This is a genomic window from Streptomyces sp. NPDC127190, from assembly GCF_042672505.1.
Taxonomy (GTDB): Bacteria; Actinomycetota; Actinomycetes; order Streptomycetales; family Streptomycetaceae; genus Streptomyces.
The window spans coordinates 428,528-454,041 of sequence record NZ_JBHXVE010000001.1; the positions used below are offsets into that span (position 1 = coordinate 428,528).

Annotated in this window: 23 protein-coding genes and 1 tRNA gene; 1 reads left to right on the forward strand and 23 read right to left on the reverse strand. The window is 70.1% G+C overall.

The window, feature by feature from the left end; genetic code table 11:
- Nucleotides 1–114: 114 nt before the first annotated feature.
- The 23 genes from atpD to ACFVIU_RS01970 form a co-directional block, all read right to left on the reverse strand.
- Nucleotides 115–1,551, reverse strand: coding sequence for a F0F1 ATP synthase subunit beta (gene atpD / locus ACFVIU_RS01860; RefSeq protein ID WP_385839945.1), 1,437 nt, complete (start codon nucleotides 1,549–1,551; stop codon nucleotides 115–117).
- On the reverse strand, nucleotides 1,551–2,465 hold the full coding sequence (locus tag ACFVIU_RS01865; protein WP_385839946.1) for a F0F1 ATP synthase subunit gamma: 915 nt from the start codon (nucleotides 2,463–2,465) through the stop codon (nucleotides 1,551–1,553). The genes atpD and ACFVIU_RS01865 overlap by 1 nt, the downstream gene beginning before the upstream one ends.
- Nucleotides 2,466–2,486: 21 nt before the next feature.
- Nucleotides 2,487–4,079 (reverse strand): F0F1 ATP synthase subunit alpha, encoded by a 1,593-nt coding sequence (gene atpA, locus ACFVIU_RS01870; RefSeq protein ID WP_385839948.1) that lies wholly within the window; start codon nucleotides 4,077–4,079, stop codon nucleotides 2,487–2,489.
- 127 nt (nucleotides 4,080–4,206) lie between these two features.
- Nucleotides 4,207–5,022: a F0F1 ATP synthase subunit delta gene (locus tag ACFVIU_RS01875; protein ID WP_385839949.1), complete on the reverse strand. Its 816-nt coding sequence runs from the start codon at nucleotides 5,020–5,022 to the stop codon at nucleotides 4,207–4,209.
- The gene (locus ACFVIU_RS01880; protein ID WP_385839950.1) at nucleotides 5,019–5,570 is read right to left on the reverse strand and encodes a F0F1 ATP synthase subunit B; all 552 of its coding nucleotides are present in this window, start codon (nucleotides 5,568–5,570) and stop codon (nucleotides 5,019–5,021) included. The genes ACFVIU_RS01875 and ACFVIU_RS01880 overlap by 4 nt, the downstream gene beginning before the upstream one ends.
- A 39-nt stretch (nucleotides 5,571–5,609) precedes the next feature.
- A complete protein-coding gene (gene atpE, locus ACFVIU_RS01885; RefSeq protein ID WP_385839952.1) occupies nucleotides 5,610–5,855 on the reverse strand; it encodes an ATP synthase F0 subunit C in 246 nt (81 codons plus the stop codon).
- Nucleotides 5,856–5,930: 75 nt separating this feature from the next.
- On the reverse strand, nucleotides 5,931–6,701 hold the full coding sequence (gene atpB, locus ACFVIU_RS01890; protein ID WP_385839953.1) for a F0F1 ATP synthase subunit A: 771 nt from the start codon (nucleotides 6,699–6,701) through the stop codon (nucleotides 5,931–5,933).
- Nucleotides 6,702–6,974: 273 nt separating this feature from the next.
- The gene (locus ACFVIU_RS01895) at nucleotides 6,975–7,412 is read right to left on the reverse strand and encodes a hypothetical protein (RefSeq protein WP_385839954.1); all 438 of its coding nucleotides are present in this window, start codon (nucleotides 7,410–7,412) and stop codon (nucleotides 6,975–6,977) included.
- A 303-nt stretch (nucleotides 7,413–7,715) separates the two neighbouring features.
- Complete coding sequence (locus tag ACFVIU_RS01900; RefSeq protein WP_385839955.1) at nucleotides 7,716–9,032, reverse strand: MraY family glycosyltransferase; 1,317 nt, start codon at nucleotides 9,030–9,032, stop codon at nucleotides 7,716–7,718.
- Between the two features lie 130 nt (nucleotides 9,033–9,162).
- Nucleotides 9,163–10,401 carry a serine hydroxymethyltransferase gene (gene glyA / locus ACFVIU_RS01905; RefSeq protein WP_385839956.1) on the reverse strand — a complete coding sequence of 413 codons (1,239 nt, stop codon included), beginning with the start codon at nucleotides 10,399–10,401 and terminating at the stop codon, nucleotides 9,163–9,165.
- Nucleotides 10,402–10,497: 96 nt separating this feature from the next.
- On the reverse strand, nucleotides 10,498–11,175 hold the full coding sequence (locus ACFVIU_RS01910) for a protein-tyrosine-phosphatase (RefSeq protein ID WP_385839958.1): 678 nt from the start codon (nucleotides 11,173–11,175) through the stop codon (nucleotides 10,498–10,500).
- Nucleotides 11,172–11,819, reverse strand: coding sequence for an L-threonylcarbamoyladenylate synthase (locus ACFVIU_RS01915; RefSeq protein ID WP_385839959.1), 648 nt, complete (start codon nucleotides 11,817–11,819; stop codon nucleotides 11,172–11,174). Before ACFVIU_RS01915 ends, ACFVIU_RS01910 begins: the two co-directional genes overlap by 4 nt.
- 52 nt (nucleotides 11,820–11,871) lie before the next feature.
- On the reverse strand, nucleotides 11,872–12,717 hold the full coding sequence (gene prmC / locus ACFVIU_RS01920; RefSeq protein WP_385839960.1) for a peptide chain release factor N(5)-glutamine methyltransferase: 846 nt from the start codon (nucleotides 12,715–12,717) through the stop codon (nucleotides 11,872–11,874).
- Nucleotides 12,718–12,748: 31 nt separating this feature from the next.
- On the reverse strand, nucleotides 12,749–13,816 hold the full coding sequence (prfA, locus tag ACFVIU_RS01925; RefSeq protein ID WP_385839962.1) for a peptide chain release factor 1: 1,068 nt from the start codon (nucleotides 13,814–13,816) through the stop codon (nucleotides 12,749–12,751).
- A 107-nt stretch (nucleotides 13,817–13,923) separates the two neighbouring features.
- Complete coding sequence (gene rpmE, locus ACFVIU_RS01930; protein WP_019326867.1) at nucleotides 13,924–14,148, reverse strand: 50S ribosomal protein L31; 225 nt, start codon at nucleotides 14,146–14,148, stop codon at nucleotides 13,924–13,926.
- Between the two features lie 254 nt (nucleotides 14,149–14,402).
- On the reverse strand, nucleotides 14,403–15,548 hold the full coding sequence (locus tag ACFVIU_RS01935; RefSeq protein WP_385839963.1) for an LCP family protein: 1,146 nt from the start codon (nucleotides 15,546–15,548) through the stop codon (nucleotides 14,403–14,405).
- 341 nt (nucleotides 15,549–15,889) lie between these two features.
- A complete protein-coding gene (gene rho, locus ACFVIU_RS01940; protein WP_385839965.1) occupies nucleotides 15,890–17,884 on the reverse strand; it encodes a transcription termination factor Rho in 1,995 nt (664 codons plus the stop codon).
- Between the two features lie 407 nt (nucleotides 17,885–18,291).
- A complete protein-coding gene (thrB, locus tag ACFVIU_RS01945) occupies nucleotides 18,292–19,221 on the reverse strand; it encodes a homoserine kinase (RefSeq protein WP_385839967.1) in 930 nt (309 codons plus the stop codon).
- Nucleotides 19,222–19,450: 229 nt separating this feature from the next.
- Nucleotides 19,451–20,509: a threonine synthase gene (thrC, locus tag ACFVIU_RS01950; protein ID WP_385839968.1), complete on the reverse strand. Its 1,059-nt coding sequence runs from the start codon at nucleotides 20,507–20,509 to the stop codon at nucleotides 19,451–19,453.
- Between the two features lie 6 nt (nucleotides 20,510–20,515).
- Complete coding sequence (locus tag ACFVIU_RS01955; RefSeq protein WP_385839970.1) at nucleotides 20,516–21,808, reverse strand: homoserine dehydrogenase; 1,293 nt, start codon at nucleotides 21,806–21,808, stop codon at nucleotides 20,516–20,518.
- Between the two features lie 152 nt (nucleotides 21,809–21,960).
- The gene (gene lysA, locus ACFVIU_RS01960; RefSeq protein WP_385839972.1) at nucleotides 21,961–23,352 is read right to left on the reverse strand and encodes a diaminopimelate decarboxylase; all 1,392 of its coding nucleotides are present in this window, start codon (nucleotides 23,350–23,352) and stop codon (nucleotides 21,961–21,963) included.
- A gap of 20 nt (nucleotides 23,353–23,372) precedes the next feature.
- On the reverse strand, nucleotides 23,373–24,344 hold the full coding sequence (nrtL, locus tag ACFVIU_RS01965) for an ArgS-related anticodon-binding protein NrtL (RefSeq protein ID WP_385839973.1): 972 nt from the start codon (nucleotides 24,342–24,344) through the stop codon (nucleotides 23,373–23,375).
- Nucleotides 24,345–24,474: 130 nt separating this feature from the next.
- Complete coding sequence (locus ACFVIU_RS01970; RefSeq protein ID WP_385839974.1) at nucleotides 24,475–24,921, reverse strand: response regulator; 447 nt, start codon at nucleotides 24,919–24,921, stop codon at nucleotides 24,475–24,477.
- A 356-nt stretch (nucleotides 24,922–25,277) separates the two neighbouring features.
- Here ACFVIU_RS01970 and ACFVIU_RS01975 point away from each other — a divergent pair.
- A tRNA-Arg gene (locus tag ACFVIU_RS01975) sits at nucleotides 25,278–25,349 on the forward strand.
- The last annotated feature ends 165 nt before the right edge of the window (nucleotides 25,350–25,514 follow it).

The following is a 25,514-nucleotide window of genomic DNA, read 5'->3' on the forward strand; positions in this document are numbered from 1 at the left end:
TGGCTCCTCGGGTCACCACCCGGCAGGGCTGCCGGGTGTTGGGGTCAATTCTAGTAGGCGTGAATGAGGGGGCGGGACGCGCCCGCCCCCTCATGACTCGGACGAGTGTCCGGGTCAGGAGACGCCCAGCTCCTTGGCGTTCTTCTTCAGGTCCTCGAGACCACCGCACATGAAGAACGCCTGCTCCGGGAAGTGGTCGTACTCACCGTCGCAGATCGCGTTGAACGCGGCGATCGACTCGTCCAGCGGCACGTCCGAACCGTCCACGCCGGTGAACTGCTTGGCGACGTGGGTGTTCTGCGACAGGAACCGCTCGACACGACGGGCACGGTGGACAACCAGCTTGTCCTCCTCGCCCAGCTCGTCGATACCGAGGATCGCGATGATGTCCTGGAGGTCCTTGTACTTCTGGAGGATCGTCTTCACGCGCATGGCCGCGTTGTAGTGGTCCTGCGCGATGTAGCGCGGGTCCAGGATCCGGGACGTGGAGTCCAGCGGGTCCACGGCCGGGTAGATGCCCTTCTCCGAGATCGGACGGGACAGAACCGTCGTCGCGTCGAGGTGGGCGAAGGTGGTGGCCGGGGCCGGGTCGGTCAGGTCGTCCGCGGGGACGTAGATCGCCTGCATCGAGGTGATCGAGTGACCGCGGGTCGACGTGATGCGCTCCTGGAGGAGACCCATCTCGTCGGCCAGGTTCGGCTGGTAACCCACCGCGGACGGCATACGGCCGAGCAGCGTGGAGACCTCGGAACCGGCCTGCGTGAAGCGGAAGATGTTGTCGATGAAGAACAGCACGTCCTGCTTCTGGACGTCACGGAAGTACTCGGCCATGGTGAGGCCGGCCAGCGCGACGCGCAGACGGGTGCCCGGGGGCTCGTCCATCTGACCGAAGACCAGCGCGGTCTTGTCGATGACGCCCGAGTCGGACATCTCCTCGATCAGGTCGTTGCCCTCACGGGTGCGCTCACCGACACCGGCGAACACGGAGACACCGTCGTGGTTGTTGGCGACACGGTAGATCATCTCCTGGATGAGCACCGTCTTGCCGACGCCGGCGCCGCCGAACAGGCCGATCTTGCCGCCCTTGACGTACGGGGTGAGCAGGTCGATGACCTTGACGCCCGTCTCGAACATCTCGGTCTTGGACTCGAGCTCGTCGAAGTTCGGGGCCTTGCGGTGGATCGGCCAGCGCTCGCCGTCGTAGGACTCGTCGACGTTCAGCACCTCACCGAGGGTGTTGAACACCTTGCCCTTGGTGAAGTCGCCGACGGGGACGGAGATGGCCGCGCCCGTGTCGGTCACCGCGGCCTGGCGGACCAGACCGTCGGTGGGCTGCATGGAGATGGTGCGGACCAGGCCGTCACCCAGGTGCTGGGCGACCTCCAGGGTCAGCGTCTTCTTCGCGCCCTCGTTCGCCGGGTCGGCGACCTCGACGTGCAGCGCGTTGTAGATGTCCGGCATCGCGTCGACGGGGAACTCCACGTCGACGACCGGGCCGATGACCCGGGCGACGCGGCCCGTAGCCGTCGCGGTCTCAACAGTGGTGGTCATTAGCGGTCACTCCCCGCGGTCGCGTCGGCCAGGGCGCTCGCGCCACCGACGATCTCGCTGATTTCCTGGGTGATTTCGGCCTGGCGGGCCGCGTTGGCAAGACGGGAGAGCGTGTTGATCAGCTCGCCCGCGTTGTCGGTGGCCGACTTCATCGCGCGCCGCGTGGCGGCGTGCTTCGAAGCGGCCGACTGGAGCAGCGCGTTGTAGATACGGCTCTCCACATAGCGCGGCAGCAGGGCGTCGAGGACGTCCTCCGCCGAGGGCTCGAAGTCGTACAGCGGAAGGATCTCGCCCTGGGGCTTCTCCTCCGCGACCTCCTCGAGGCGCAGCGGAAGCAGCCGCGCGCCGAGCGCCGTCTGGGTCATCATCGAGACGAACTCGGTGAAGACGATGTGGAGCTCGTCCACGCCGCCGTCCGCCGTGTCCTTCTCGAGGGCCTCGATCAGCGGCGCCGCGACCTTCTTGGCGTCCGCGTACGTCGGCTCGTCGGTGAAGCCCGTCCACGACTCCGAGATCTTGCGCTCACGGAAGTTGTAGTGGGCGACACCGCGGCGGCCGACGATGTACGTGTCCACCTGCTTGCCCTCGCGCTCCAGGCGCTCGGTCAGCTGCTCCGCCGCCTTGATGGCGTTGGAGTTGAAGGCACCGGCCAGACCACGGTCGCTCGTGAGGAGCAGGACCGCGGCACGGGTCGGGTTCTCCGCCTCCGTGGTGAGCGGGTGCTTGGTGTTCGAACCCGTACCGACCGCCGTGACCGCGCGCGTCAGCTCGGTCGCGTACGGCGTGGAGGCCGCCACCTTGCGCTGCGCCTTGACGACACGCGAGGCGGCGATCATCTCCATCGCCTTGGTGATCTTCTTGGTCGCGGTGACGGATCGGATGCGACGCTTGTAGACCCGGAGCTGGGCTCCCATGAGTCAGGTCCCTTCCTTACGTCACTTGGCGGCAGCGGCAGGAGTGTCCTCGCCGAGCAGCTTGCCGTCCGAGGTCTCGAACTGCTTCTTGAACTCCGCGATCGCGTCCGCGACGGCCGTGAGGGTGTCGTCGGACATCTTGCCGCCCTCGCGGATGGAGGTCATGAGGCCCTGCTCCTTGCGGTGCAGGTACTCCAGCAGCTCCTTCTCGAAGCGGCGGATGTCGGCGACCGGGACGTCGTCCATCTTGCCGGTGGTGCCGGCCCACACGGAGACGACCTGGTCCTCGGTGGACATCGGCTGGTACTGGTCCTGCTTCAGCAGCTCGACCATGCGCTGACCGCGCTCCAGCTGGGACTTCGAGGCCGCGTCCAGGTCGGAACCGAAGGCGGCGAACGCCTCCAGCTCACGGAACTGGGCGAGGTCGACCCGCAGTCGGCCGGAGACCTGCTTCATCGCCTTGTGCTGCGCGGAACCACCGACTCGGGAGACGGAGATACCGACGTTCAGCGCGGGACGCTGACCGGCGTTGAACAGGTCCGACTCCAGGAAGCACTGGCCGTCGGTGATGGAGATGACGTTGGTCGGGATGAACGCCGAGACGTCGTTGGCCTTGGTCTCGACGATCGGCAGACCGGTCATCGAACCGGCACCCATGTCGTCGGAGAGCTTGGCGCAGCGCTCCAGCAGACGGGAGTGCAGGTAGAAGACGTCGCCCGGGTAGGCCTCACGGCCCGGCGGACGGCGCAGCAGCAGCGACACGGCGCGGTAGGCGTCGGCCTGCTTCGACAGGTCGTCGAAGATGATCAGGACGTGCTTGCCCTGGTACATCCAGTGCTGGCCGATGGCGGAACCGGTGTACGGCGCGAGGTACTTGAAGCCGGCCGGGTCCGACGCCGGGGCGGCGACGATGGTCGTGTACTCCAGGGCGCCGTTCTCCTCCAGCGCGCGGCGCACGCCGGCGATGGTGGAGCCCTTCTGGCCGATGGCGACGTAGATGCAGCGGACCTGCTTCTTCGGGTCGCCGGTGCGCCAGTTGTCACGCTGGTTGATGATCGTGTCGACGGCCAGGGCGGTCTTGCCGGTCTGGCGGTCACCGATGATCAGCTGACGCTGACCACGGCCGACGGGGGTCATCGCGTCGACGGCCTTGTAGCCGGTCTCCATCGGCTCGTGCACCGACTTGCGCTGCATGACCGTGGGGGCCTGCAACTCGAGGGCACGGCGACCGTCGGTCTCGATCTCGCCGAGGCCGTCGATCGGGTTGCCGAGCGGGTCGACGACACGGCCGAGGTAGCCCTCGCCGACCGCGACGGAGAGGACCTCACCGGTGCGCTGCACCGGCTGACCCTCCTCGATGCCGCTGAACTCACCGAGGACGATGGCACCGATCTCGCGCTCCTCGAGGTTGAGGGCGAGGCCGAGGGTGCCGTCCTCGAACTTCAGCAGTTCGTTGGCCATGGCCGAGGGCAGACCCTCGACCTTCGCGATGCCGTCGCCGGCAAGGGTGACCGTACCGACCTCCTCGCGCGAGGCCGCGTCCGGCTTGTACGACTGGACGAAGTTCTCCAGCGCGTCCCGGATCTCCTCCGGCCGGATCGTGAGCTCCGCCATCTGGGTTCCCTGCTCTCCTTGTTGGGCCCGAAGTTTCACTTTGGGGGGATGGGGACTCCCCCCATTAGGAGGTGAATCCTCTGCACGGCCCAACCAGGGCCGTCATCAGTACGTACTTCTTGAGTTGCTAGCTCGCCATGCGGCGGGCGGCCTCGTCCAGCCGGTCCGCGAGGGAGCCGTTGATGACCTCGTCACCGACCTGCACCCGGATTCCACCGAGGACCTCGGGGTCCACATCCAGGTTCAGGTGCATCCGGCGCCCGTAGAGCTTGGCCAGGGCCGCGCCGAGGCGCTGCTTCTGGGTGTCGCTCAGCGGCACCGCCGACGTCACGACGGCGACCATGCGGTCCCGGCGCTCCGCGGCGAGCTTGGACAGGGACTCCAGTCCCGCCTCCAGGCTACGACCACGCGGCGCGGTCACGAGGCGCGTCACCAGACGCTCGGTGGCCGGCTTGGCCCGCCCGCCCAGCAGCCGGTGCAGCAGCGCGGTCTTGGCCTGGCCGCCGGCGGCCCGGTCGGTCAGCGCGGCACGCAGCTCGGTGCTGGAGGACACGATCCGGCCGAAGCGGAACAGCTCGTCCTCGACGTCGTCGAGGGTGCCGGCCGCCTGCGCCGCCGTGAGGTCGGCGATGTCCGCCAGCTCCTCCAGCGCGTCCACCAGGTCGCGGGGCTGCGACCAGCGGGCCCGGACGGTGCCGGCCACCAGATCGGCGGTCTCCCCGCTGACCTGTCCGCCGATCAGGCGCCGGACCAGTTCGGCCTTGGCCTCTGCGGGCTTCGCCGGGTCGGTGAGGACCCGGCGCAGTCCGGCCTCGCGGTCGAGCAGCGCGGTGACCGCCGCCAGCTCGTCGGCGAGCTGCGCGGCGTCCACGGACGTGGAGTCCGTCAGCGCGTCGAGACGCTCACGGGCGGCAGCCAGGGCCTCGCGGCTCGCTCCGTTCATCGCGTGGCCTCGGCCTTCTCCTCGAGCTCGTCGAGGAAGCGGTCGATCACACGGCTCTGACGGGCGTGGTCCTCGAGGGACTCGCCGACGAGCTTGCCGGCCAGGTCGGTGGCGAGCTTGCCGACGTCCTGACGCAGCGCCGACGCGGCGGCCTTGCGGTCGGCGTCGATCTGGGCGTGACCGGCGGCGACGATCTCCTCGCGCTGCCGCTGGCCCTCGGCCCGCATCTCGGCGATGAGCGCGGCACCCTGCTCCTGCGCCTCCTGGCGCAGGCGCGCGGCCTCGTGCCGGGCCTCGGCGAGCTGTGCCTTGTACTGCTCCAGGACGCTCTGGGCCTCGACCTTCATGGCCTCGGCCTCTTCGATGCCGCCTTCGATCGCCTTGCGCCGCTCCGCGAGAACCGTGTTGATGTTCGGAAGCAGCTTCTTCCAGAAGAAGAAGAACACGATGGCGAAGGCGATGGTGCCGACGAGCAGCTCGGGACCGGCGGGGACGAGCGGGTTCTGCTCGGTCTCCTCGGCCGCCAGCTGTACCAGGTTGGCGATCACATCAGTGCCTTTCGTCGATTCGTGTCGGGTAAGCGGTGATTACTTACCGAACACGAACGGCATCACGATGCCGATGAGGGCGAGCGCCTCACAGAACGCGAAGCCGAGGATCTGGTTGGCGCGGATCAGACCGGCGGCCTCGGGCTGGCGGGCCAGGGCCTCGGTGCCCTTGCCGAAGATGATGCCGACGCCGACGCCGGGGCCGATCGCAGCAAGGCCGTAGCCGATCGAGCCGACGGAACCGTGGACACCAGCGGTGGCGGCGAGGGTCTCAAGAGCGGACATGCCGGTTCTTCCTTCTCTTTCATGGACCGGTGGGGGTTGGCCACCGGACGACTGGGGGTGAGGGGCGGTTGCTGATCAGTGGTGCTCGGCGAGAGCACCCTGAACGTAGGAGCAGGCGAGGAGCACGAAGACGTACGCCTGGACGGCCTGCACGAAAAGCTCGAAGCAGATCATGGCCATCGTCATCACGAAGGAGACGCCGGCGCCGACGACCAGCCAGCTGTTCAGCAGGTACCAGGAGGCGGCGGTGAACATCACCAGCATCAGGTGCCCGGCGAACATGTTGGCGAAGAGTCGCACCGCGTGCGTGAACGGGCGGACCAGCAGGTTCGAGAAGAACTCGATGACCATGACGAGCGGGAGCACCGCGCCGAGCGACTTGTCGTAGCCCGTGACGTTCTTGAAGAAGCCGACGAAGCCGTGCTTCTTGAAGGTCAGCGCGACCCACGTGATGTAGACGACCGCGGCCAGGACCGCCGGGAAGGCGATGACCGAGGACACCGGGAACTGCGCCAGCGGGATCACGGACCAGATGTTCATGATCCAGACGAAGAAGAACAGCGAGACCATGAAGGGCACGTACTTCTCGCCCTCGGTCTTGCCGAGCGTCTCGTAGACGATGCCGCGGCGCACGAAGTCGTAGCCGGCCTCGCCGATCATCTGGAGCTTCCCCGGGACGACCTTGGCCTTGCCGAAGGCGGCCCAGAAGAAGGCGACGACGACGAGCGTGGTGACGAGCGCGAGCAGCATCACCTTGTTGAACTCGAAGCCCCCCACCGTGGCGAGCGGCTTGAAGAGGAAGGAGTTCAGGCCCGGGGCCGGGAAACCGCACCCGTTGTCGGACATGATCCGACAACTCCAGTCAAAGGCGAGCTGGGTCTGGTCAGCACTCACCGCGGGCTCCTTCGGCGTGACGCATGGGTACGGCAACCTCGTTGTGTCGGCGCGGCACAGGGCCGCGGATCGGCACCGGACTGGTGTTACGGATGTGGGGGCGGCTGGGGGGCATCGAGCCTCGCGATCGAGCAGGCGTCAGCTCAGATGCCCGCGCCCGCGATGCCGCAGTTGGCACCGGACGATAGCAGGAGATCTCACAAGCCTTTATCCCGCCCCTACTCCTCACGACGACGGCCCTGTCTTCGTGGGCTTCTCGCTCTTCTCGGAGTCCGGGTCGACGTAGAAGATCTTGGCCTTCATGTGCGCACGTGCCTGCGCGGCCATCCACACGACCGTCGCGACGACGAGCGCCGCGGCGAACGCCTTCGCGTTGAAGAGAGAGGTGTCCTTGAAAACAGCGACGAAGATCAGAAGGAGCAGCAGCTGGGCCACGTAGAGCATGAGGCCCATCGCCTGGAACAGCTGCGGGAGCGTTTTTGCCGTCCACTGGAGCACATAGAGGCCGATTCCCATGAACAGGATGGCCAGCACCGTGCCGACGGCCGCACCGAGCGCGCCCTTGCCTCCCGCGAGCGCGGCGCTCACGGCGACGGCGATCGCGCCCACAGCCGCTGTGGGCACAGCGATCTGCAAGAGGTTCCGGGCGTCATTGGACGGCATGGCGGCAACTCCGCTTTCACAAGGGGGCAGGGTGTCGTCATGGACGAGCGTAGTCCCGGGCTGAGTGATCGAGACCTCACACCGACGGACCCTCGCACTCGGGTCCTTCGATTCTCTCCGGGGTTCTCGTGAACCGTATCACAAACTATTTGATGAGGTCTTTACCTCTCCAGTGTGCCTGCTGTCACACATGAGAGTGACAGTGCGCGTCTGTGCAGAATCAGCGCCCTCTTGTCTGGTATTAGGGCGCTTTGCTCCCCCAACAACGGGCAATGCTCTCGTCAGATTCTTACCTTGCGTCTCTCAACGACCGTCAATGAAACGCGATCGAGGGCCCACCGCGGTCGCCCCGTTGACGCCCGCGACGCCCGCCGTGACCGGCGTCGGCTCCGCGCCCTCCGGGCACTCCTCGGCGGCGCCGTGTGCCGCCGCGAGACCCTCGGCCGGACGGCTCCTGCGCCGGTACCGGGGCGGCACGAACCGCTGCGCCCAGACCGGCACCCGCGGCGTGAAGCGCGGGAGCAGCAGCAGGACCAGACCGACCGCGCTCAGGAACGCGACGCTCAAAGTGATCCACATCGACGCGGAGTTGACCGAGAACGCCAGCGCGCCGAAGGCGATCAGCGCCGACCAGAAGTACATGATCAGCACCGCCCGGCTGTGCGAGTGGCCGATCTCCAGCAGCCGGTGGTGCAGATGGCCCCGGTCCGCGGCGAACGGCGACTGACCGCGCCAGGTGCGCCGGACGATCGCCAGCACCAGGTCGGCGGCCGGCACGGCGATGATCGTCAGCGGCATCAGCAGCGGGATGTAGACCGGCACCATCTGGTGCACGGTGTTGCGCTCGGAACCGGAGAACAGGTTCATCACGTCCGGGTCGACCTGGCCCGTGACCGAGATCGCGCCGGCGGCCAGCACCAGGCCGATCAGCATCGAGCCGGAGTCGCCCATGAAGATCCGCGCCGGATGCATGTTGTGCGGCAGGAAGCCCAGGCACATGCCCATCAGCACGGCGGCGAACAGCGTGGCCGGGGCGGCGGCCTCGATGCCGTACGAGTACCAGACCCGGTAGGCGTACATGAAGAACGCGGCGGCGGCGATGCAGACCATGCCGGCGGCCAGGCCGTCGAGGCCGTCCACGAAGTTCACCGCGTTGATGGTGATCACCACCAGGGCCACCGTCAGCAGGGTGCCCTGCCACTGGGTGAGCGCCACCGTGCCCACCCCGGGCACCGGCAGCCACAGGATGGTGAGACCCTGCATCACCATCACACCCGCGGCGATCATCTGGCCGCCGAGCTTGATCAGCGCGTCGATCTCGAACTTGTCGTCCAGCACGCCGATCAGCCAGATCAGCGCCGCGCCGGAGAGCAGCGCCCGCGGCTCGTTGGACTTGTCGAAGACCCAGTTCAGGTTCGTCAGATGGTCCGCCACCAGCAGGCCCGCGCACAGCCCGAAGAACATCGCGATCCCGCCCAGCCGCGGAGTGGGCTCCCGGTGCACGTCCCGGGCCCGGATCTCCGGCATCGCCCCGGCCACGATCGCGAACTTGCGTACCGGCCCTGTCAGCAGATACGTCACCGCGGCCGTGATACAGAGCGTCAGCAGGTATTCACGCACGGGCTTCCCCACATGTCTCGCTGGCCATCACAGCCTCACACCCTAGCGACGGACGCATACGGATGAAGACTTCCGGGTAGCGACGATGGTTGCACGAGCGGCTGTGGCCCGGCCGGCGAACCGGAATCGGTCAACCCGGATACGGCGGAAATCTACCGGTCAGCTCGCGCACCTCGTCCCGCACCCCGGACGGCTCGCTCTCCCCGCGCAGCACCGCCGCGAGCAGCGCCGCGATCCGCACCATCTCCGGCTCCCCCATCCCCTGCGTGGTCACCGCGGCCGTACCCAGGCGCAGCCCGCGGCCGTCCCCGTGCGGCAGCGCACAGCAGTCGAGCACGATCCCGGCGGCGGCCAGCCGGCCCCGCGCGGCCCGGCCGTCCACCCCGAGCGGCGCGGGATCGGCGACGATCAGATGGGTGTCGGTGCCGCCGGTGACCACGGTCAGCCCCTCGGCGGCCAGATGGCCGGCCAGCACCCGGGCGTTGGCGACCACCTGATGGGCGTACACGGCGTACGCCGGCGTTGCCGCCTCGCCGAAGGCGACGGCCTTGGCGGCGATGGTGTGCATCTGCGCGCCGCCCTGGGTGAACGGGAACACCGCCCGGTCGACCCGCTCGGCCAGCTCGCTCCCGCACAGGATCATCCCGCCGCGCGGCCCGCGCAGCACCTTGTGCGTGGTCGCGCACACGATGTCGGCGTACGGCACCGGGTTCGGCGCCGCTCCCCCGGCGACCAGCCCGATGGGGTGCGCCGCGTCGGCGATCAGATAGGCGCCGACCTCGTCGGCGACCTCCCGGAAGAAGGCGTGGTCGACATGGCGGGGGTAGGCGATGGACCCGCACACGATCGCCTTGGGCCGGTGGTTGCGGGCCAGGTGGCGCACCTGGTCGTGGTCGATCAGCCCGGTCTCCGCGTCCACCCCGTACCCGACGAAGTCGAACCAACGGCCGGAGAAGTTCGCCGGCGAGCCATGGGTGAGATGACCGCCGTACGGCAGCCCCAGGGCGAGCACGGTGTCACCGGGGCGCAGCAGGGCCGCGTAGGCGGACAGCACGGCCGAGGAGCCGGAGTGCGGCTGGACATTGGCGTGCTCCGCGCCGAACAGCTCCCTGGCCCGGTCGACGGCGGCGCGCTCGGCGACGTCGACCAGTTCGCAGCCGCCGTGGTAGCGGGCGCCGGGATAGCCCTCGGCGTACTTGTTGGACAGCGCGGAACCGAGGGCGGCGAGCACGGCGGGCGAGGTGAAGTTCTCGGCGGCGATCAGCTGGAGCGTGAACGACTGCCGGTCCAGCTCGGCCAGCAGGATGTCGGCCATCGCCGGATCCTGGTGCCGCAGCGCGTCGGTCTGGAGGGTATGGGTGACCGACATGGCGGGCTCCCGGGGCGGTCGACGGTGACTATCCCCAATGTAGGCCGGGCAGGTGCGGGGCGCCCGGTGATGCGGCCGCACGGGAACGCGGGGCGTTCACATGCGCGCCGGTACCCCGGTCAGTGCCGTCACCACCGGGTCCAGCGCGTCCCGTATCTCGTCCCCGACGGACCGGAAGAAGGTCAGGGGCGCCCCGTACGGGTCGTACACCTCGTCCGCCTCGGCGGTGGGCGCCAGCAGCCAGCCGCGCAGCGCCGCCGCCGCCCGGACCAGTGCGCGGGCCCGGGTGACCAGGCCTTCCTCCAGGGGCGGCAGGGTCACCGGGTCTATCGCCCGGACCAGCCGGGTGAACTCCTTCAGGGTGAAGGTGCGCAGCCCCGCCGAGTGGCCCATGGAGATCACCTGGGCGCGGTGGTCCCGGGTGGCGGTCAGCACCAGATCGGCCTTGATCACATGCTCGTCCAGCAGTTCCCGGCCCACGAAGCCGGAGGCGTCCGCACCGAACTCGCCGAGCACCGCCTCCGCGTGCGCCTCCATGGGCGCGCCCTCGTGGCCCCAGGTGCCCGCGCTCTCCACCAGCAGCCCGCCGCCGAGCACCCCGAGGCGCTCCATGACGAAATGCCGGGTCAGCCGCTCGGTGATGGGCGAGCGGCACACATTGCCGGTGCTGACGTGGAGGATGCGGAAGGTGTCACGGGGAAAGCCGAAGGTGGTCGTCTGCTCCGCGACACGCTCGCCGATGCCTATGCCACGCCCCGGTGCGGGGGCGGTCAATTCGCCACCTCGAGGTCGGGTACGACCTTGCGCAGCTCCTCGGCGGAGAGGGCGCCCTCGCGCAGCAGCACCGGAACGTCACGGCTGACGTCCACGATGGACGACGGGACGATGCCGGGGGTGGGGCCGCCGTCGAGGTAGACGGAGACGGAGTCGCCGAGCATGTCCTGGGCGGAGTCGCAGTTCTCCGGCGCCGGGTGCCCGGTGAGGTTGGCGGAGGACACGGCCATCGGGCCGACCTCGGTCAGCAGCTCGATGGCGACCGGGTGCAGCGGCATCCGGATGGCGACGGTGCCCCGGGTGTCGCCGAGGTCCCACTGGAGCGACGGCTGGTGCTTGGCGACGAGCGTGAGGGCGCCCGGCCAGAACGCGTCGACCAGCTCCCAGGCCAGCTCGGAGAAGTCCGTGACCAGACCGTGCAGGGTGTTCGGGGAGCCGATCAGGACCGGGGTGGGCATGGCGCGGCCCCGGCCCTTGGCGGCGAGCAGATCGGCGACCGCCTCCGAGGAGAAGGCGTCGGCGCCGATGCCGTACACCGTGTCGGTCGGCAGCACCACCAGCTCGCCCCGGCGGACGGCGGACGCGGCCTCGCGCAGACCCGTCACGCGGTCGGTCGCGTCGTTGGTGTCGTATCGCCGTGCCATGTCTAGCGGGCCTCCTCGTACACGTACTGCGGCTGGAAAGTCTGGGGGGCGGTCACGGCAGCGCCTTGCGGGCGGTCGCGAACCGGGGGCGGTTGTTGAGGTCGGGGTGATCGGCCGCGTCGGCCCAGCCCCGCTCCTCGGTGAAGATCCACGGCACCTGACCGCCCTGGGTGTCGGCGTGCTCGATCACGACGACGCCGCCGGGGCGCAGCAGCCGGTGCGCGGTGCGCTCCAGGCCGCGGATCAGGTCGAGGCCGTCCTCGCCCGAGAACAGCGCCATCTCGGGGTCGTAGTCGCGGGCCTCGGGGGCGACGTACTCCCACTCGGTCAGCGGGATGTACGGCGGGTTGGAGATGACCAGGTCGACCTGGCCGTCGAGGTCGTGGAAGGCGTCCAGGGCGTTGCCCTGACGCAGGTCGACCCTGGACCCCTCGACGTTCTTCCGGGTCCACACCAGGGCGTCCTCGGACAGCTCCACGGCGTGCACACGGGAGCGCGGCACCTCCTGGGCGAGGGCGAGCGCGATGGCCCCGGAGCCGGTGCACAGGTCGACGATGCACGGCTCGACCACGTCCATGGCCCGTACGGCGTCTATGGCCCAGCCGACCACGGACTCGGTCTCGGGCCGCGGCACGAAGACCCCCGGACCGACCTGCAACTCCAGATACCGGAAGTAGGCCCGCCCGGTGATGTGCTGCAACGGCTCGCGCTGCTCACGCCGGGCGATGACCTCCCAGTAGCGGGCGTCGAAGTCCGCGTCCTTCACGGAGTGCAGCTGGCTGCGCTTCACGCCGTGCACGAACGCGGCGAGCTCCTCGGCGTCGGTGCGCGGCGAGGGCACGCCGGCGTCGGCCAGCCGCTGGGTGGCCTGGGCCACCTCCGCGAGCAGCAGGTTCACGCAAGTCCTCCGGAAGTCACTGGTACGAGCCTTACGCCGCGGCCAGCTTCGCCGCCGAGTCGGCGTCGACGCAGGCCTGGATCACCGCGTCGAGGTCGCCGTCCAGGACCTGGTCCAGGTTGTACGCCTTGAAGCCGACACGGTGGTCGGAGATGCGGTTCTCCGGGAAGTTGTAGGTGCGGATCTTCTCGGAGCGGTCGACGGTGCGGACCTGGCTGCGGCGGGCGTCGGCGGCCTCCCGCTCCGCCTCCTCCTGCGCCATGGCGAGCAGCCTGGAGCGCAGGATACGCAGCGCCTGCTCCTTGTTCTGGAGCTGGCTCTTCTCGTTCTGGCAGGAGGCGACGACGCCGGTCGGCAGGTGCGTGATGCGCACCGCGGAGTCGGTGGTGTTGACCGACTGCCCGCCCGGGCCGGAGGACCGGTAGACGTCGATGCGCAGGTCGTTCGGGTTGATCTCCACGTCCACCTCCTCGGCCTCCGGGGTGACGAGGACACCGGCGGCGGAGGTGTGGATACGGCCCTGGGACTCGGTGGCCGGGACGCGCTGCACCCGGTGCACACCGCCCTCGTACTTCAGCCGCGCCCATACGCCCTGGCCGGGCTCGGCCTGCCCGCGGACCTTCACGGCGACCTGGACGTCCTTGTAGCCGCCCAGCTCGGACTCGGTGGCGTCGATGATCTCGGTCTTCCAGCCGACGCGCTCGGCGTACCGCAGGTACATGCGCAGCAGGTCACCGGCGAACAGCGCGGACTCGTCGCCGCCGGCGCCCGCCTTGATCTCCAGGATGACGTCCTTGTCGTCACTCGGGTCGCGCGGGACCAGCAGCAGACGGAGCTTCTCGGTCAGCTCCTCACGCTGCTTCTCCAGCTCCTTGACCTCGGCGGCGAAGTCGGGGTCGTCGGCCGCGAGCTCGCGCGCGGTGTCCATGTCGTCGCCGGACTGCTTCCAGGAGCGGTACGTGGCGACGATCGGGGTCAGCTCGGCGTAGCGCTTGTTCAGCTTGCGCGCGTTCGCCTGGTCGGCGTGGACCGACGGATCGGCGAGCTTCTGCTCCAGATCGGCGTGCTCGGCGACGAGGTCCTCGACTGCCTCGAACATCTTTCGGCTCCTGTACTGCGAATGAAGGGAAGGGCGGGCGACCAAAAACGCCGGTCCCGGACACACCCCGGTGAGGGTGTGGCCGTGGACCGGCGCAAGGGGGCTCGCTACTTCTTGGAGCCGGCGGCAGCCTTGCCGAAGCGGGCCTCGAAGCGGGCCACACGGCCACCGGTGTCGAGGATCTTCTGCTTGCCCGTGTAGAACGGGTGGCACTCGGAGCAGACCTCGGCCCGGATGGTGCCGGACTCGATGGTGCTGCGGGTGGTGAACGACGCGCCGCAGGTGCAGCTGACCTGCGTCTCGACGTACTCGGGGTGGATGTCGCGCTTCAAGGTGTCTCCTAGGTTTCGGGAGGGCACCGGGTCGCCGCCGCGGGATGCGGGAGCGTGAACCGGGGCCGACGTACCAGTCTGCCAGGACTGGCGCCATCCCCCAAAACCGGGGGTGGGGCCCAGGTATTCCCCGGGGTCCGGGCAGTCCTCGGGATCCGGGTAGTCCCCGGGGTCCGGGCAGTTCCCGAAGTCCGGGTAGTCCCCGAGGTCCGGGTAGTCCCCGGGGTCGGGGTATTCCCCGAGGGTGTCCGCCCTCAGGGAGTGACCACGCCCTTGGCCTCGCCGGTGGCCGTGCCCTCGGTGGCCGCCTTCGGGATCCGGCGGTCGTTCTTCAGGGCGTCCCACACCAGCTGGGCCTTCTGCTTCTCCAGCAGGACCCGGTTGGGGTTGGCGGGGTCGTACTGGACGGGCATGGTGACCATGCTCAGGTTCTTGGCGCCGATGCCCTTCAGGCCGCTCGCGAAGTCGATCAGGGAGTTGACCGAGCCGAGGTCGGAGTCGGTGGTGACGGCCTTGGTGGCGGTGTCGGCGAGGTCGTACAGCTTCTTCGGGTTGCTGAACACGCCGACCTGCCTGACCTGGTTGATCAGGGCCTTGACGAACGCCTGCTGGAGCTGGATGCGGCCCAGGTCGGAGCCGTCGCCGACGCCGTGCCGGGTGCGGACCAGGCCGAGGGCCTGCGCGCCGTCGAGGGTGTGGGTGCCGGCCTTGAGGGTGAGGTGGCTCTGCGGGTCGTCGATGTTCTTCGTGGTGGTGACCTGGACCCCGCCGAGGTCGTCGATGAGCTTCTGGAAGCCCGAGAAATCGACCTCGAGGTAGTGGTCCATACGGATGCCGGTGATCGACTCGACGGTCTTCACCGCGCAGGCGGCCCCGCCGGTGGAGTAGGCGGAGTTGAACATCACGCCCGCGGCGGCCGGGTAGGCGGTGCCCTTGGTGTCCGTGCACCGGGGGCGGTCGATCAGGGTGTCCCGGGGGATCGAGACCACGCTGGCCTTCGTGTGGCCCTCGTAGATGTGGACGATCATCGCCGTGTCGGAGCGGGCGCTGCCGTCGTCGGCGCCGCCGCCGAGCTTCCGGTTGGAGCCGGACCGGGTGTCCGAGCCGAGGACCAGGATGTTCTCCGAGCCGTTGTCGATCTTCGTGGGCCGGTCGGCGCCGAGGGCCTGGTTGATGTCGACGCTGTGCAGGTTGCCGTTGAGCTTGAAGTAGAGATACCCGGCCCCGGCACCACCCAGGGCGACCACGCCCGCGGCGGTCCAGGCCGTGGCGAGCAGCGCCTTGCGGCCCGTACTGCGGGCCTTGCGGCGGCGCCCTCTGCCGCTGCCACGGGAGGGGCCCCGGGAGGCGCTGCCCCCCGGCTGCGGTATCGCGGGCTCCGGCGTGCTCTGGGCGGACACATCGCTCCTAGGTCTCGGCGGTCGGTTACCCCCTGCTTTCAGGGTCGGGCGCGGTTGTCACCGCTCCATCGTCGCCCCACCTGGTCAGACGGAGAAACTCGAGACAGCGTTGCACAGGGCCGGGTGCCCACCGCGTGGCGCGGCATTCACCCTGCGTGACCGGACCGATCGGGGCGAGCGGCGCTCACCTGCGGTTTCAGCCCCGGAGGTCGTACGCCTCGAAACCGGTACCAACCGAGATCCTTGTGGCAAAGATCTCTCGTCGCCCGCGTCGAAAAAGCCCGCCCCCTGTCACCGGAAGTGACAGGGGGCGGGCTCGCACACGCCGTGAGCGGGAGCGACTAGTCGCCGTTGCCCGGCGTCGGCGTCGTCTTCTGGATCTGCATCAGGAACTCGACGTTCGACTTGGTCTGCTTCATCTTGTCGAGAAGCAGCTCGATCGCCTGCTGCTGGTCCAGCGCGTGCAGCACCCGGCGCAGCTTCCAGACGATGCCCAGCTCCTCGGCACCGAGCAGGATCTCTTCCTTACGGGTACCGGACGCGTCCACGTCCACGGCCGGGAAGATCCGCTTGTCCGCGAGCTTGCGGTCGAGCTTCAGCTCCATGTTGCCGGTGCCCTTGAACTCCTCGAAGATCACCTCGTCCATGCGGGAGCCGGTGTCCACGAGCGCCGTGGCCAGGATGGTCAGCGAGCCGCCGTCCTCGATGTTGCGCGCCGCACCGAAGAACCGCTTCGGCGGGTACAGCGCGGTGGAGTCGACACCACCGGACAGGATGCGGCCGGAGGCCGGCGCGGCCAGGTTGTACGCACGGCCCAGACGGGTGATCGAGTCCAGCAGCACGACCACGTCGTGACCCAGCTCGACCAGGCGCTTGGCGCGCTCGATGGCCAGCTCGGCGACGGTGGTGTGGTCCTCGGCCGGACGGTCGAAGGTCGAGGAGATGACCTCGCCCTTGACCGACCGCTGCATGTCGGTGACCTCTTCCGGACGCTCGTCGACCAGGACGACCATCAGGTGGCACTCGGGGTTGTTGTGCGTGATCGCGTTGGCGATCGCCTGCATGATCATGGTCTTACCGGTCTTCGGCGGGGCCACGATCAGACCGCGCTGGCCCTTGCCGATCGGCGAGACCAGGTCGATGATCCGGGTCGTCAGCACGCCCGGGTCCGTCTCCAGGCGGAGGCGGTCCTGCGGGTAGAGCGGGGTCAGCTTGTTGAACTCCGGGCGGCCGCGGCCGTGTTCGGGCGCCATGCCGTTGACGGAGTCGAGGCGGACCAGCGCGTTGAACTTCTCCCGGCGCTCACCCTCCTTCGGCTGCCGGACCGCACCGGTGACGTGGTCACCCTTGCGCAGGCCGTTCTTGCGGACCTGGGCGAGGGAGACGTACACGTCGTTCGGGCCGGGCAGGTAGCCGGAGGTCCGGATGAAGGCGTAGTTGTCGAGGATGTCCAGGATGCCCGCGACGGGGATCAGGACGTCGTCCTCGGCCAGCTGCGGCTCGGCGGCGATCTCGTCGCGGCCACGGCGGCCACGGCGGTCGCGGTAGCGGCCGCGACGGCCACGGCGGCCGCCCTCGAAGTCGTCGTCGTCCTGCTGCCGGTCCTGGCGGCCGCCCTGCTGCTGGCCCTGCTGCTGACGCTGCTGGCCGCCCTGCTGGTCGTCGCCCTTGTTACGGCGGTCACGGTCACCGCGCTCGCGGTCGCCGCGCTCGCCACGGTCGCGGTCGCGGCCGCGCTCACGGCGGTCGCGGCGGCCACGGCCCTCGCCGTCACCGGCGTCGCCGCGGGCCTCGCCCTGCCCCTGCTGCTGCGCGGGCGTCTCGGCCTTGGGCTCGGCCTTCGCCTCGGCGGCGACGGTCTCGGCGCTGCCGGCGGCCGGGCTGCCCGCCTCGGCGGTGGCGCGGCGACGACGGCGCTCGGTCGGGGCGTCGTCGGAGGCCGGCTGGCCGGGGATCTCGATCTGCTGCTGGGCCACGGCCTTCTCGGCGGACGCCTCGGCCTTCTTCTCGCCGTCGGCGGCCTCACCCGTACGGGCCTTGGAGGTGGCCCGGCGCTTCGGCTTGGTCTCGGCTGCGGCGTCGGCCTTGGGGGCGGCTCCCCCGGCGGCCTGCGCCTCCTTGATGACCTCGATCAGCTGGCTCTTGCGCATCCGCGCGGTGCCCCTGATGCCGAGGCCCGAGGCGACCTGCTGCAACTCGGCCAGCACCATGCCCTCGAGGCCGGTACCGCGGCGCCGCCGGGAGCCGGCACCGGTGGCAGGCGCGGAGGCGTCCGTGGCGGGCGCGGCAGCGGTCTCCTCGACACGTGCGCCCATCAGATCGGTGGTGTCGCTCACGAAGGGTCCTTCCCTGGAGCGGACGTCGGCCTGTCTGGCTCGGCGACCGGTTGTGCTGTCCGGCTACGGTCCTTGCTTTCGGTGAACCGTGCCGGGGCGGTGGTCCGCCAAAGCGGCGGAGGAAATGTGCGGTGATGGCGCTTCCGCGAGCCGTGACACCTGGTGTCACGTGGCGTGGCAGCACCTGTTCCGGAGCGTGCCCGGCGGCCCGCTCAGTGCTCGCATACGACGTACTGCCCAGGTACGGCGCAGGGAACACGGAGTGGCGCGGGAGGCTCCCGGAAGAATGTCTGTCCCGGACGGGGACACAAAGCACCTCGCCATGGTGGGGTCGGGTGCAGACTTGAGATTAACACTACCGGATCCAACAAACATTCCCCCTCTCCAAATCCGGCAACCGTGTGCTTTCAGCTGTCGCCGGAGGTGGCGAGCGGCAACACGCTCGCTCCCTGCATATCGAGGTCCAGCCGGTTGGCGGCCCAGCCCTCGCCCGCGAGGTGCGACACCTTGTCGGCGCTGGCGGCGTCGGCGAGGGCCATCACGGTGGGTCCGGCACCCGAGATGACGGCCGGGATCCCGTCCGCCCGCAGCCGCTCCACCAGCGCGGCGCTCTCCGGCATGGCCGGGGCGCGGTACTCCTGGTGGAGGCGGTCCTCGGTGGCGGGCAGCAGCAGCTCGGGGCGCCTGGTCAGGGCCTCGACGAGCAGGGCGGCGCGGCCCGCGTTGACGGCGGCGTCGACGTGCGGCACGGTGCGCGGGAGCAGACCGCGGGCGGTCTCGGTCAGAACCGGCTTTCCGGGCACGAAAACCACCGGAACGATGGAATCCGAGGGCTCCATCCTGATCGCCCGGGCGGCGCCGGCCTCCATCCAGGAGAGGGTGAAACCGCCGAGCAGACAGGCGGCCACGTTGTCCGGGTGACCCTCGATCTCGGTGGCCAGCTCCAGGAGGGCCGCGTCGTCGAGCTTGGCTTCACCGCCTATGGTCACCGCGCGCGCGGCGACGATGCCGGCGCAGATCGCGGCGGAGGAGGAGCCGAGGCCCCGGCCGTGCGGAATGCGGTTGGCGCAGACGATCTCCAGGCCGCGGGGCTGTCCGCCCAGCAGATCGAAGGCGGTGCGCAGGGAACGGACGAGGAGGTGGCTCTCGTCCCGCGGGAGGGTCTCACTGCCCTCGCCCGCGATGTCGATGTGCAGCCCGGAGTCGGCCACCCGGACGACGACGTCGTCGTACAGCCCCAGCGCGAGGCCCAGGGCGTCGAAGCCCGGACCCAGGTTGGCGCTGGTGGCGGGAACGCGCACCCGGACGGCGGCGGCGCGGAACGCTGGACCGGCCATCGCTCGTTGACTCTCCTTGAGCTGCGTGACGGTGGAAGACATTCGATGCGTACGGGGAGACCCTCTGGCCGCGCAGACGGCGCGGCGTCACCCCTATGCGGACGCATATGCGAGGGGAGGGTTCGGTACAGCCTATCGAAGGAAGGTTCTGTGGCGACATAGGGCGCACAGGAGGCGCACGATGCGTGTCGTAGGCCCCCTGTGCACCCTGTCAGGATGGTGCCGGTGCTCAGGCCAGGCCGAGGCGCTCGGCCGCGGTGGCCGCGTCGACCGGGACGGTGACCGGCTGCGGGGCGCCGGCGACGGCCCAGTCGGGGTCCTTCAGGCCGTTGCCGGTGACGGTGCACACGATGCGCTGGCCCGGGTCGACCTTGCCCTGCTCGGCGGCCTTGAGCAGACCGGCCACGGAGGCGGCGGAGGCGGGCTCCACGAAGACGCCCTCCTGGGCGGCCAACAGCCGGTAGGCGCGCAGGATCTCACGGTCCGTCACCTCGTCGATGGCGCCGCCGGACTCGTCGCGGGCCTTCAGGGCGTACTCCCAGGAGGCCGGGTTGCCGATGCGGATGGCGGTGGCGATGGTGGACGGGTCCTTGACGACCTCGCCTCGCACGATCGGGGCACTGCCGGAGGCCTGGAAACCCCACATTCGAGGGGTCTTGCCGGCGATGCCGTCGGCGGCGTACTCCTGGTAGCCCTTCCAGTAGGCGGTGATGTTGCCCGCGTTGCCGACCGGGAGGACGTGGATGTCGGGGGCGTCCCCGAGCATGTCCACGATCTCGAAGGCGGCGGTCTTCTGACCCTCGATACGCACCGGGTTGACCGAATTGACCAGCGCCACCGGGTAGTTGTCGCTCAGCGAGCGGGCGAGGGTGAGGCAGTCGTCGAAGTTGCCGTCGACCTGGAGGATCTTCGCGCCGTGCACCAGGGCCTGGCCCATCTTGCCGAGGGCGATCTTGCCCTGCGGCACGAGGACGGCCGAGACCATGCCCGCGCGCACCGCGTAGGCGGCGGCGGAGGCGGAGGTGTTGCCGGTGGAGGCGCAGATGACCGCCTTCGCTCCCGCCTCCTTGGCCTTGCTGATGGCCATGGTCATACCGCGGTCCTTGAAGGACCCGGTGGGGTTGGCCCCCTCCACCTTGAGGTGGACCTCGCAGCCCGTGCGCTCGGAGAGCACCTGCGCGGGCACGAGGGGCGTGCCGCCCTCGCGGAGCGTCACGACCGGCGTGCTGTCGGAGACCGGCAGCCTGTCCCGGTACTCCTCGATGATTCCGCGCCACTGGTGGGTCATTGCTGGTTACTCTCCTTCAACCCGCATGATGCTGGCGACACCCCGCACGGTGTCGAGCTTGCGCAGTGCCTCGACGGTCCCGGTGAGGGAGGCGTCGGAGGCCCGGTGGGTGACGACGACGAGGGAGGCCTCTCCGTCCTTGCCCTGCTGCCGAACCGTATCGATGGACACCCCGTGCTCGGCGAAGACGGTGGCCACCTGGGCGAGCACGCCCGGCTTGTCCGCGACGTCGAGGCTGATGTGGTACCGCGTGACGACGTCGCCCATCGGGGAGACGGTCAGCGCGGCGTACGCCGACTCGCCGGGCCCGGTGGAGCCGCTGAGCCGGTTGCGGCAGACGGCGACGAGGTCGCCGAGGACCGCGGAGGCGGTCGGGGCACCGCCGGCGCCGGGGCCGTAGAACATCAGCTGCCCGGCGGCGTCGCTCTCCACGAAGACCGCGTTGTACGCGCCGCGCACGGAGGCGAGCGGGTGGCTCAGCGGAATCATGGCGGGGTGCACGCGCGCGGTGACCGACGCGCCGTCCTTCGAGCGCTCGCAGATGGCGAGCAGCTTGATGGTGCAGCCCATCTCCTTGGCCGAGCGGAAGTCGGCGGCGGTGACCTCGGTCATGCCCTCGCGGTAGACGTCGTCGAGCCGCACGCGCGTGTGGAAGGCGATCCCGGCGAGGATGGCGGCCTTGGCGGCGGCGTCGAACCCCTCGACATCGGCGGTCGGGTCGGCCTCGGCGTATCCGAGGGCGGTCGCCTCGTCCAGCGCCTCCTGGTAGCCGGCACCCGTGCTGTCCATCTTGTCGAGGATGAAGTTGGTGGTGCCGTTGACGATGCCCATCACCCGGTTGATCTTGTCGCCGGCGAGGGACTCGCGCAGCGGGCGGATCAGCGGGATGGCACCGGCGACGGCTGCCTCGTAGTACAGGTCCCGGCCGTGCTCCTCGGCGGCGGCGTGCAGGGCGGCGCCGTCCTGGGCGAGCAGGGCCTTGTTGGCGGACACGACGGAGGCGCCGTGCTCGAAGGCGGTGGTGATGAGGGCCCGGGCCGGCTCGATGCCCCCGATGACCTCGACGACGACGTCGATGTCGCCGCGTTTGACGAGCGCGGTGGCATCGGTGGTGACCAGGGCCGGGTCGATGCCCTCGCGGACCTTGCTCGGCCGCCGTACGGCGACCCCCGCCAGCTCCACCGGGGCGCCGATCCTCGCCGTGAGGTCGTCGGCGTGCGTCGTCATGATGCGCGCCACCTCTGAGCCGACAACCCCACAGCCCAGCAGCGCCACCTTCAGCGGACGCGTACGCATCATCCGACCTCGTTTCCTCATACCGTCTACGGTTGGACCAGTCTCACTCACCGGACGGGAGTTTCTCCCCTTCGTCCGGATCCTGAGACATGTATTTCATTTGTACGGGGCCGGAAGACCGCAGATCTTCCAGCCCCGGTGCCGGGCCCGGTGGGCTACCCGACGTCGAGACGCAGGAGGTCCTCCTCCGTCTCGCGCCGGACGATCACCCGCGCCTCGCCGTCCCGCACCGCCACCACGGGCGGCCGGAGCACATGGTTGTAGTTGCTGGCCATGGAGCGGCAGTACGCGCCGGTGGCCGGTACGGCGATCAGATCGCCCGGCGCCAGGTCGGCGGGCAGGAACGCGTCCTTGACCACGATGTCGCCACTCTCACAGTGCTTGCCGACGACACGGGCGAGCATCGGCTCGGCCTCGCTCGCCCGGGACACCAGGGCGACGCTGTACTCGGCGTCGTACAGAGCGGTCCGGATGTTGTCGGACATGCCCCCGTCCACGGACACATAGGTGCGCAGCCCGTCCAGCGGCTTGACGGTGCCGACCTCGTAGAGGGTGAAGGCGGTCGGCCCGACGATGGCGCGCCCCGGCTCGACGGAGATGCGCGGGGTGCGCAGCCGGGCGGCCTCGCACTCACGGGTGACGATCTCGGTCAGCGCCTTGGCGATCTCGTGCGGCTCCCGCGGGTCGTCGGCGCTGGTGTACGCGATCCCGAGGCCACCGCCGAGGTCGATCTCGGGCAGCTCGACCCCGTGCTCGTCCCGGATGTCCTTGAGCAGCCCGACGACCCGGTGGGCGGCGACCTCGAACCCGGACATGTCGAAGATCTGCGAGCCGATGTGGGAGTGGATCCCGATCAGCTCCAGGCCGTCGAGCTGAAGGGCCCGCCGTACCGCCTCCGCGGCCTGCCCCCCGGCGAGCGGGATCCCGAACTTCTGGTCCTCGTGGGCGGTGGCGATGAACTCGTGCGTGTGCGCCTCCACGCCGACGGTGATCCGGATCTGCACCCGCTGCCGCCTGCCCAGGGACTGCGCGATGTGGGCGACCCGCACGATCTCCTGGAAGGAGTCGAGGACGATCCGGCCGACCCCGGCCTCCACGGCCCTGCGGATCTCCGCCTCGGACTTGTTGTTGCCGTGGAAGGCGATGCGCTCGACGGGCATCCCGGCGGACAGGGCGGTGGCCAGCTCGCCGCCCGAGCACACGTCCAGGTTCAGCCCCTCCTCGTGCAGCCACCGCACGACGGCACGGGAGAGGAACGCCTTGCCGGCGTAGAACACGTCGGCGTCGGGCCCGAAGGCGCTGCGCCAGGCACGCGCCCGGGTGCGGAAGTCGGTCTCGTCGAGGATGTAGGCGGGGGTGCCGAACTCCTCGGCGAGCCGCACGACGTCGATGCCCCCGACGCGGACGACACCGTCGGCGTCGCGCTCGACCGTCTGGGACCACACCTTCGCGTCGAGGGCGTTGAGGTCGGCGGGCGGCGCGGAGTAGTGGCCCTCGGGAAGGACGTCGGCGTGACGGGGCCCGGCGGGGTGTGCGGAACGGCTCATGACGTGGGTCTCTTCTTGGCTCAGAGGTATTCGGGTGCGTCGATGCCGAGCAGGGACAGGCCACCGGCCAGCACCGTCCCGGCGGCTTCGGCGAGGGCCAGCCGGGCGCGGTGGGCGGCCGAGGGTTTCTCCTCACCGCGCGGCAGCACGAACGGCAGGAAGGGCAGCGCGGCATCGGCGACGGTCACGAGATGCCGGGCGATCCGGTCCGGGGCACGGTGGGTGGCGGCCGCGGCGAGGATGCGGGGGTGGTCGGCGAGGGGGGTGAGCAGGTCGCGGGCGTCGACGGGGCCGGGGACGGCGCCGAACCCGAGGCGGGCGGCGTTACGGCTGAGGGACCGGACGCGGGCGTGCGCGTACCGCACCCGGAACAGCGGATTGCTCTCCCGCTGCACCAGGTGGTCGGCGGTGATCCGGGGCCGGTCGTGCGGCGCGGGATGCAGCAGCGCCCACCGGGCGGCGTCGGGGCCGAGCGGGGCGGGATCCTCGGGCGCGGGCACCGGCCGCAGATCGGCCGGCTCCCCGTGCTCGACGACGGCCCGCCCGCCCTGCGCCGCCACGATCCGTACGACGGCGTCCGCCACGACCTCGGCCCGCACCTCGTACGGCACCCGCAGCACCAGGAACTGCCCGGCCAGGGCGTCACCGTGGCCGTACCCCGCGCCCTGGCGCAGGATCTCCTCGACCAGGCCGGTGACGGGGTCGGCCAGGGCGTCCAGGCTGATGTTGAGAAACCCGGGGCCGGTGACGACGACGTCCCGGACCCCGGCCGCGCCGACGAGCCGGCTGCGCAGGATCTCGGCGACCCGCCCCGGCGGCTGCCCGGCCGGCCGCGCGAGCTGGAGGGCGACATTGGTCGCGAAGTCCCCGCATCCGCCGGGCCCCGGCTCGGTCACGACGACCCGCTCGGGCACGGCCACTTCCAGCTCCCCGTCGGCAACGGCACGGCGCACCGCGTGCAGCACGGTGCGGGACAGCTCGACGGGGGTCACGGGACAAGCCTAGGGGAGGAGACGGGGGGTACGGCGAGCCGGTTTCCCCTCGCAAGACGGCACCGGCGGCCCACACCGAACGGACCCTGCCCGCGCCCCGTCCCGACCGAAGGAATTCCCTCCACCCCCGCTATCCGCCGAAGGAAATCCCCCCGGGGACTCCGTCGGCGACCCCGTCGTCATCCCCGTCCGCGTCGTCGCCCCCGCTCCCCCGGGCCCCCCGCCGCCCCTCGATGAGCTGCTTGACGAGCCGGACGAGTTCCGCGGGTTCGAAGGGCTTGGCGAGGAAGGCGTCGACGCCGACATCGAGGCCGGCCTCGAACTCGTGCTGCGTGCAGGCGCTGATGATGGCGAGGGGCAGGTGGTGGGTACGGGGATCGGCGCGCAGCCGGGCGGCGGTGCGCAGGCCGTCCAGCCGGGGCATGACGACATCCAGCGTGACGATGTCGGGCCGCACCTGATGCACCACATCCAGACACTCGGCACCATCGGCCGCGGTCACCACCTCAAGCCCTTCCAGCTCGAGGTTGACCCTGATCAGCTGGCGGATGACCTTGTTGTCGTCGACGACAAGCACCCGACCCGACGCCCCTGGCACACCTCGAGAGTAGGTCCGCCCCGGCCACCGCGTCCGGGTTTTCCCTACTTCTGCCCCGTAGGGGGGATGGGGGTGGGCGAGAGGGGCTCGGGCGGGGTGGGTGGAGGTCCGGCCGTGCTGGACGGGGACCCGACCGTGCCGAGGAGGGGCTCTCGGCGCTGGGGAGGGACCCGGTCACTCCGGGCGGGTGGTCCGTCCACGGCGGGTGGAGGACTACTCCACGCCGGGTAGGCGACGCCTCCTCAGCCCGACCCGGGAAACGGGTTCCTGATCACCCCGCCGGACCTGCTAATGTTCTACACGTCGCCGCGAGCGAGAAGCTCCGCAGCCGACACGCCCCCGTAGCTCAGGGGATAGAGCAACGGCCTCCGGAGCCGTGTGCGCAGGTTCGAATCCTGCCGGGGGCACTCGCCGGATCACCTACCAAATTTGGTATGTGACCAGGGCGGATGCCGACAGAAGAGGGGGGGGGGGGGGGGGGGGGCGGGGCCACCCCCCCCCCGACAGAGAGATCGAGGGGAGAGCCACCCCCCCACACCCGAAACCCCACCGCGCGCGCCCACCACCCCACA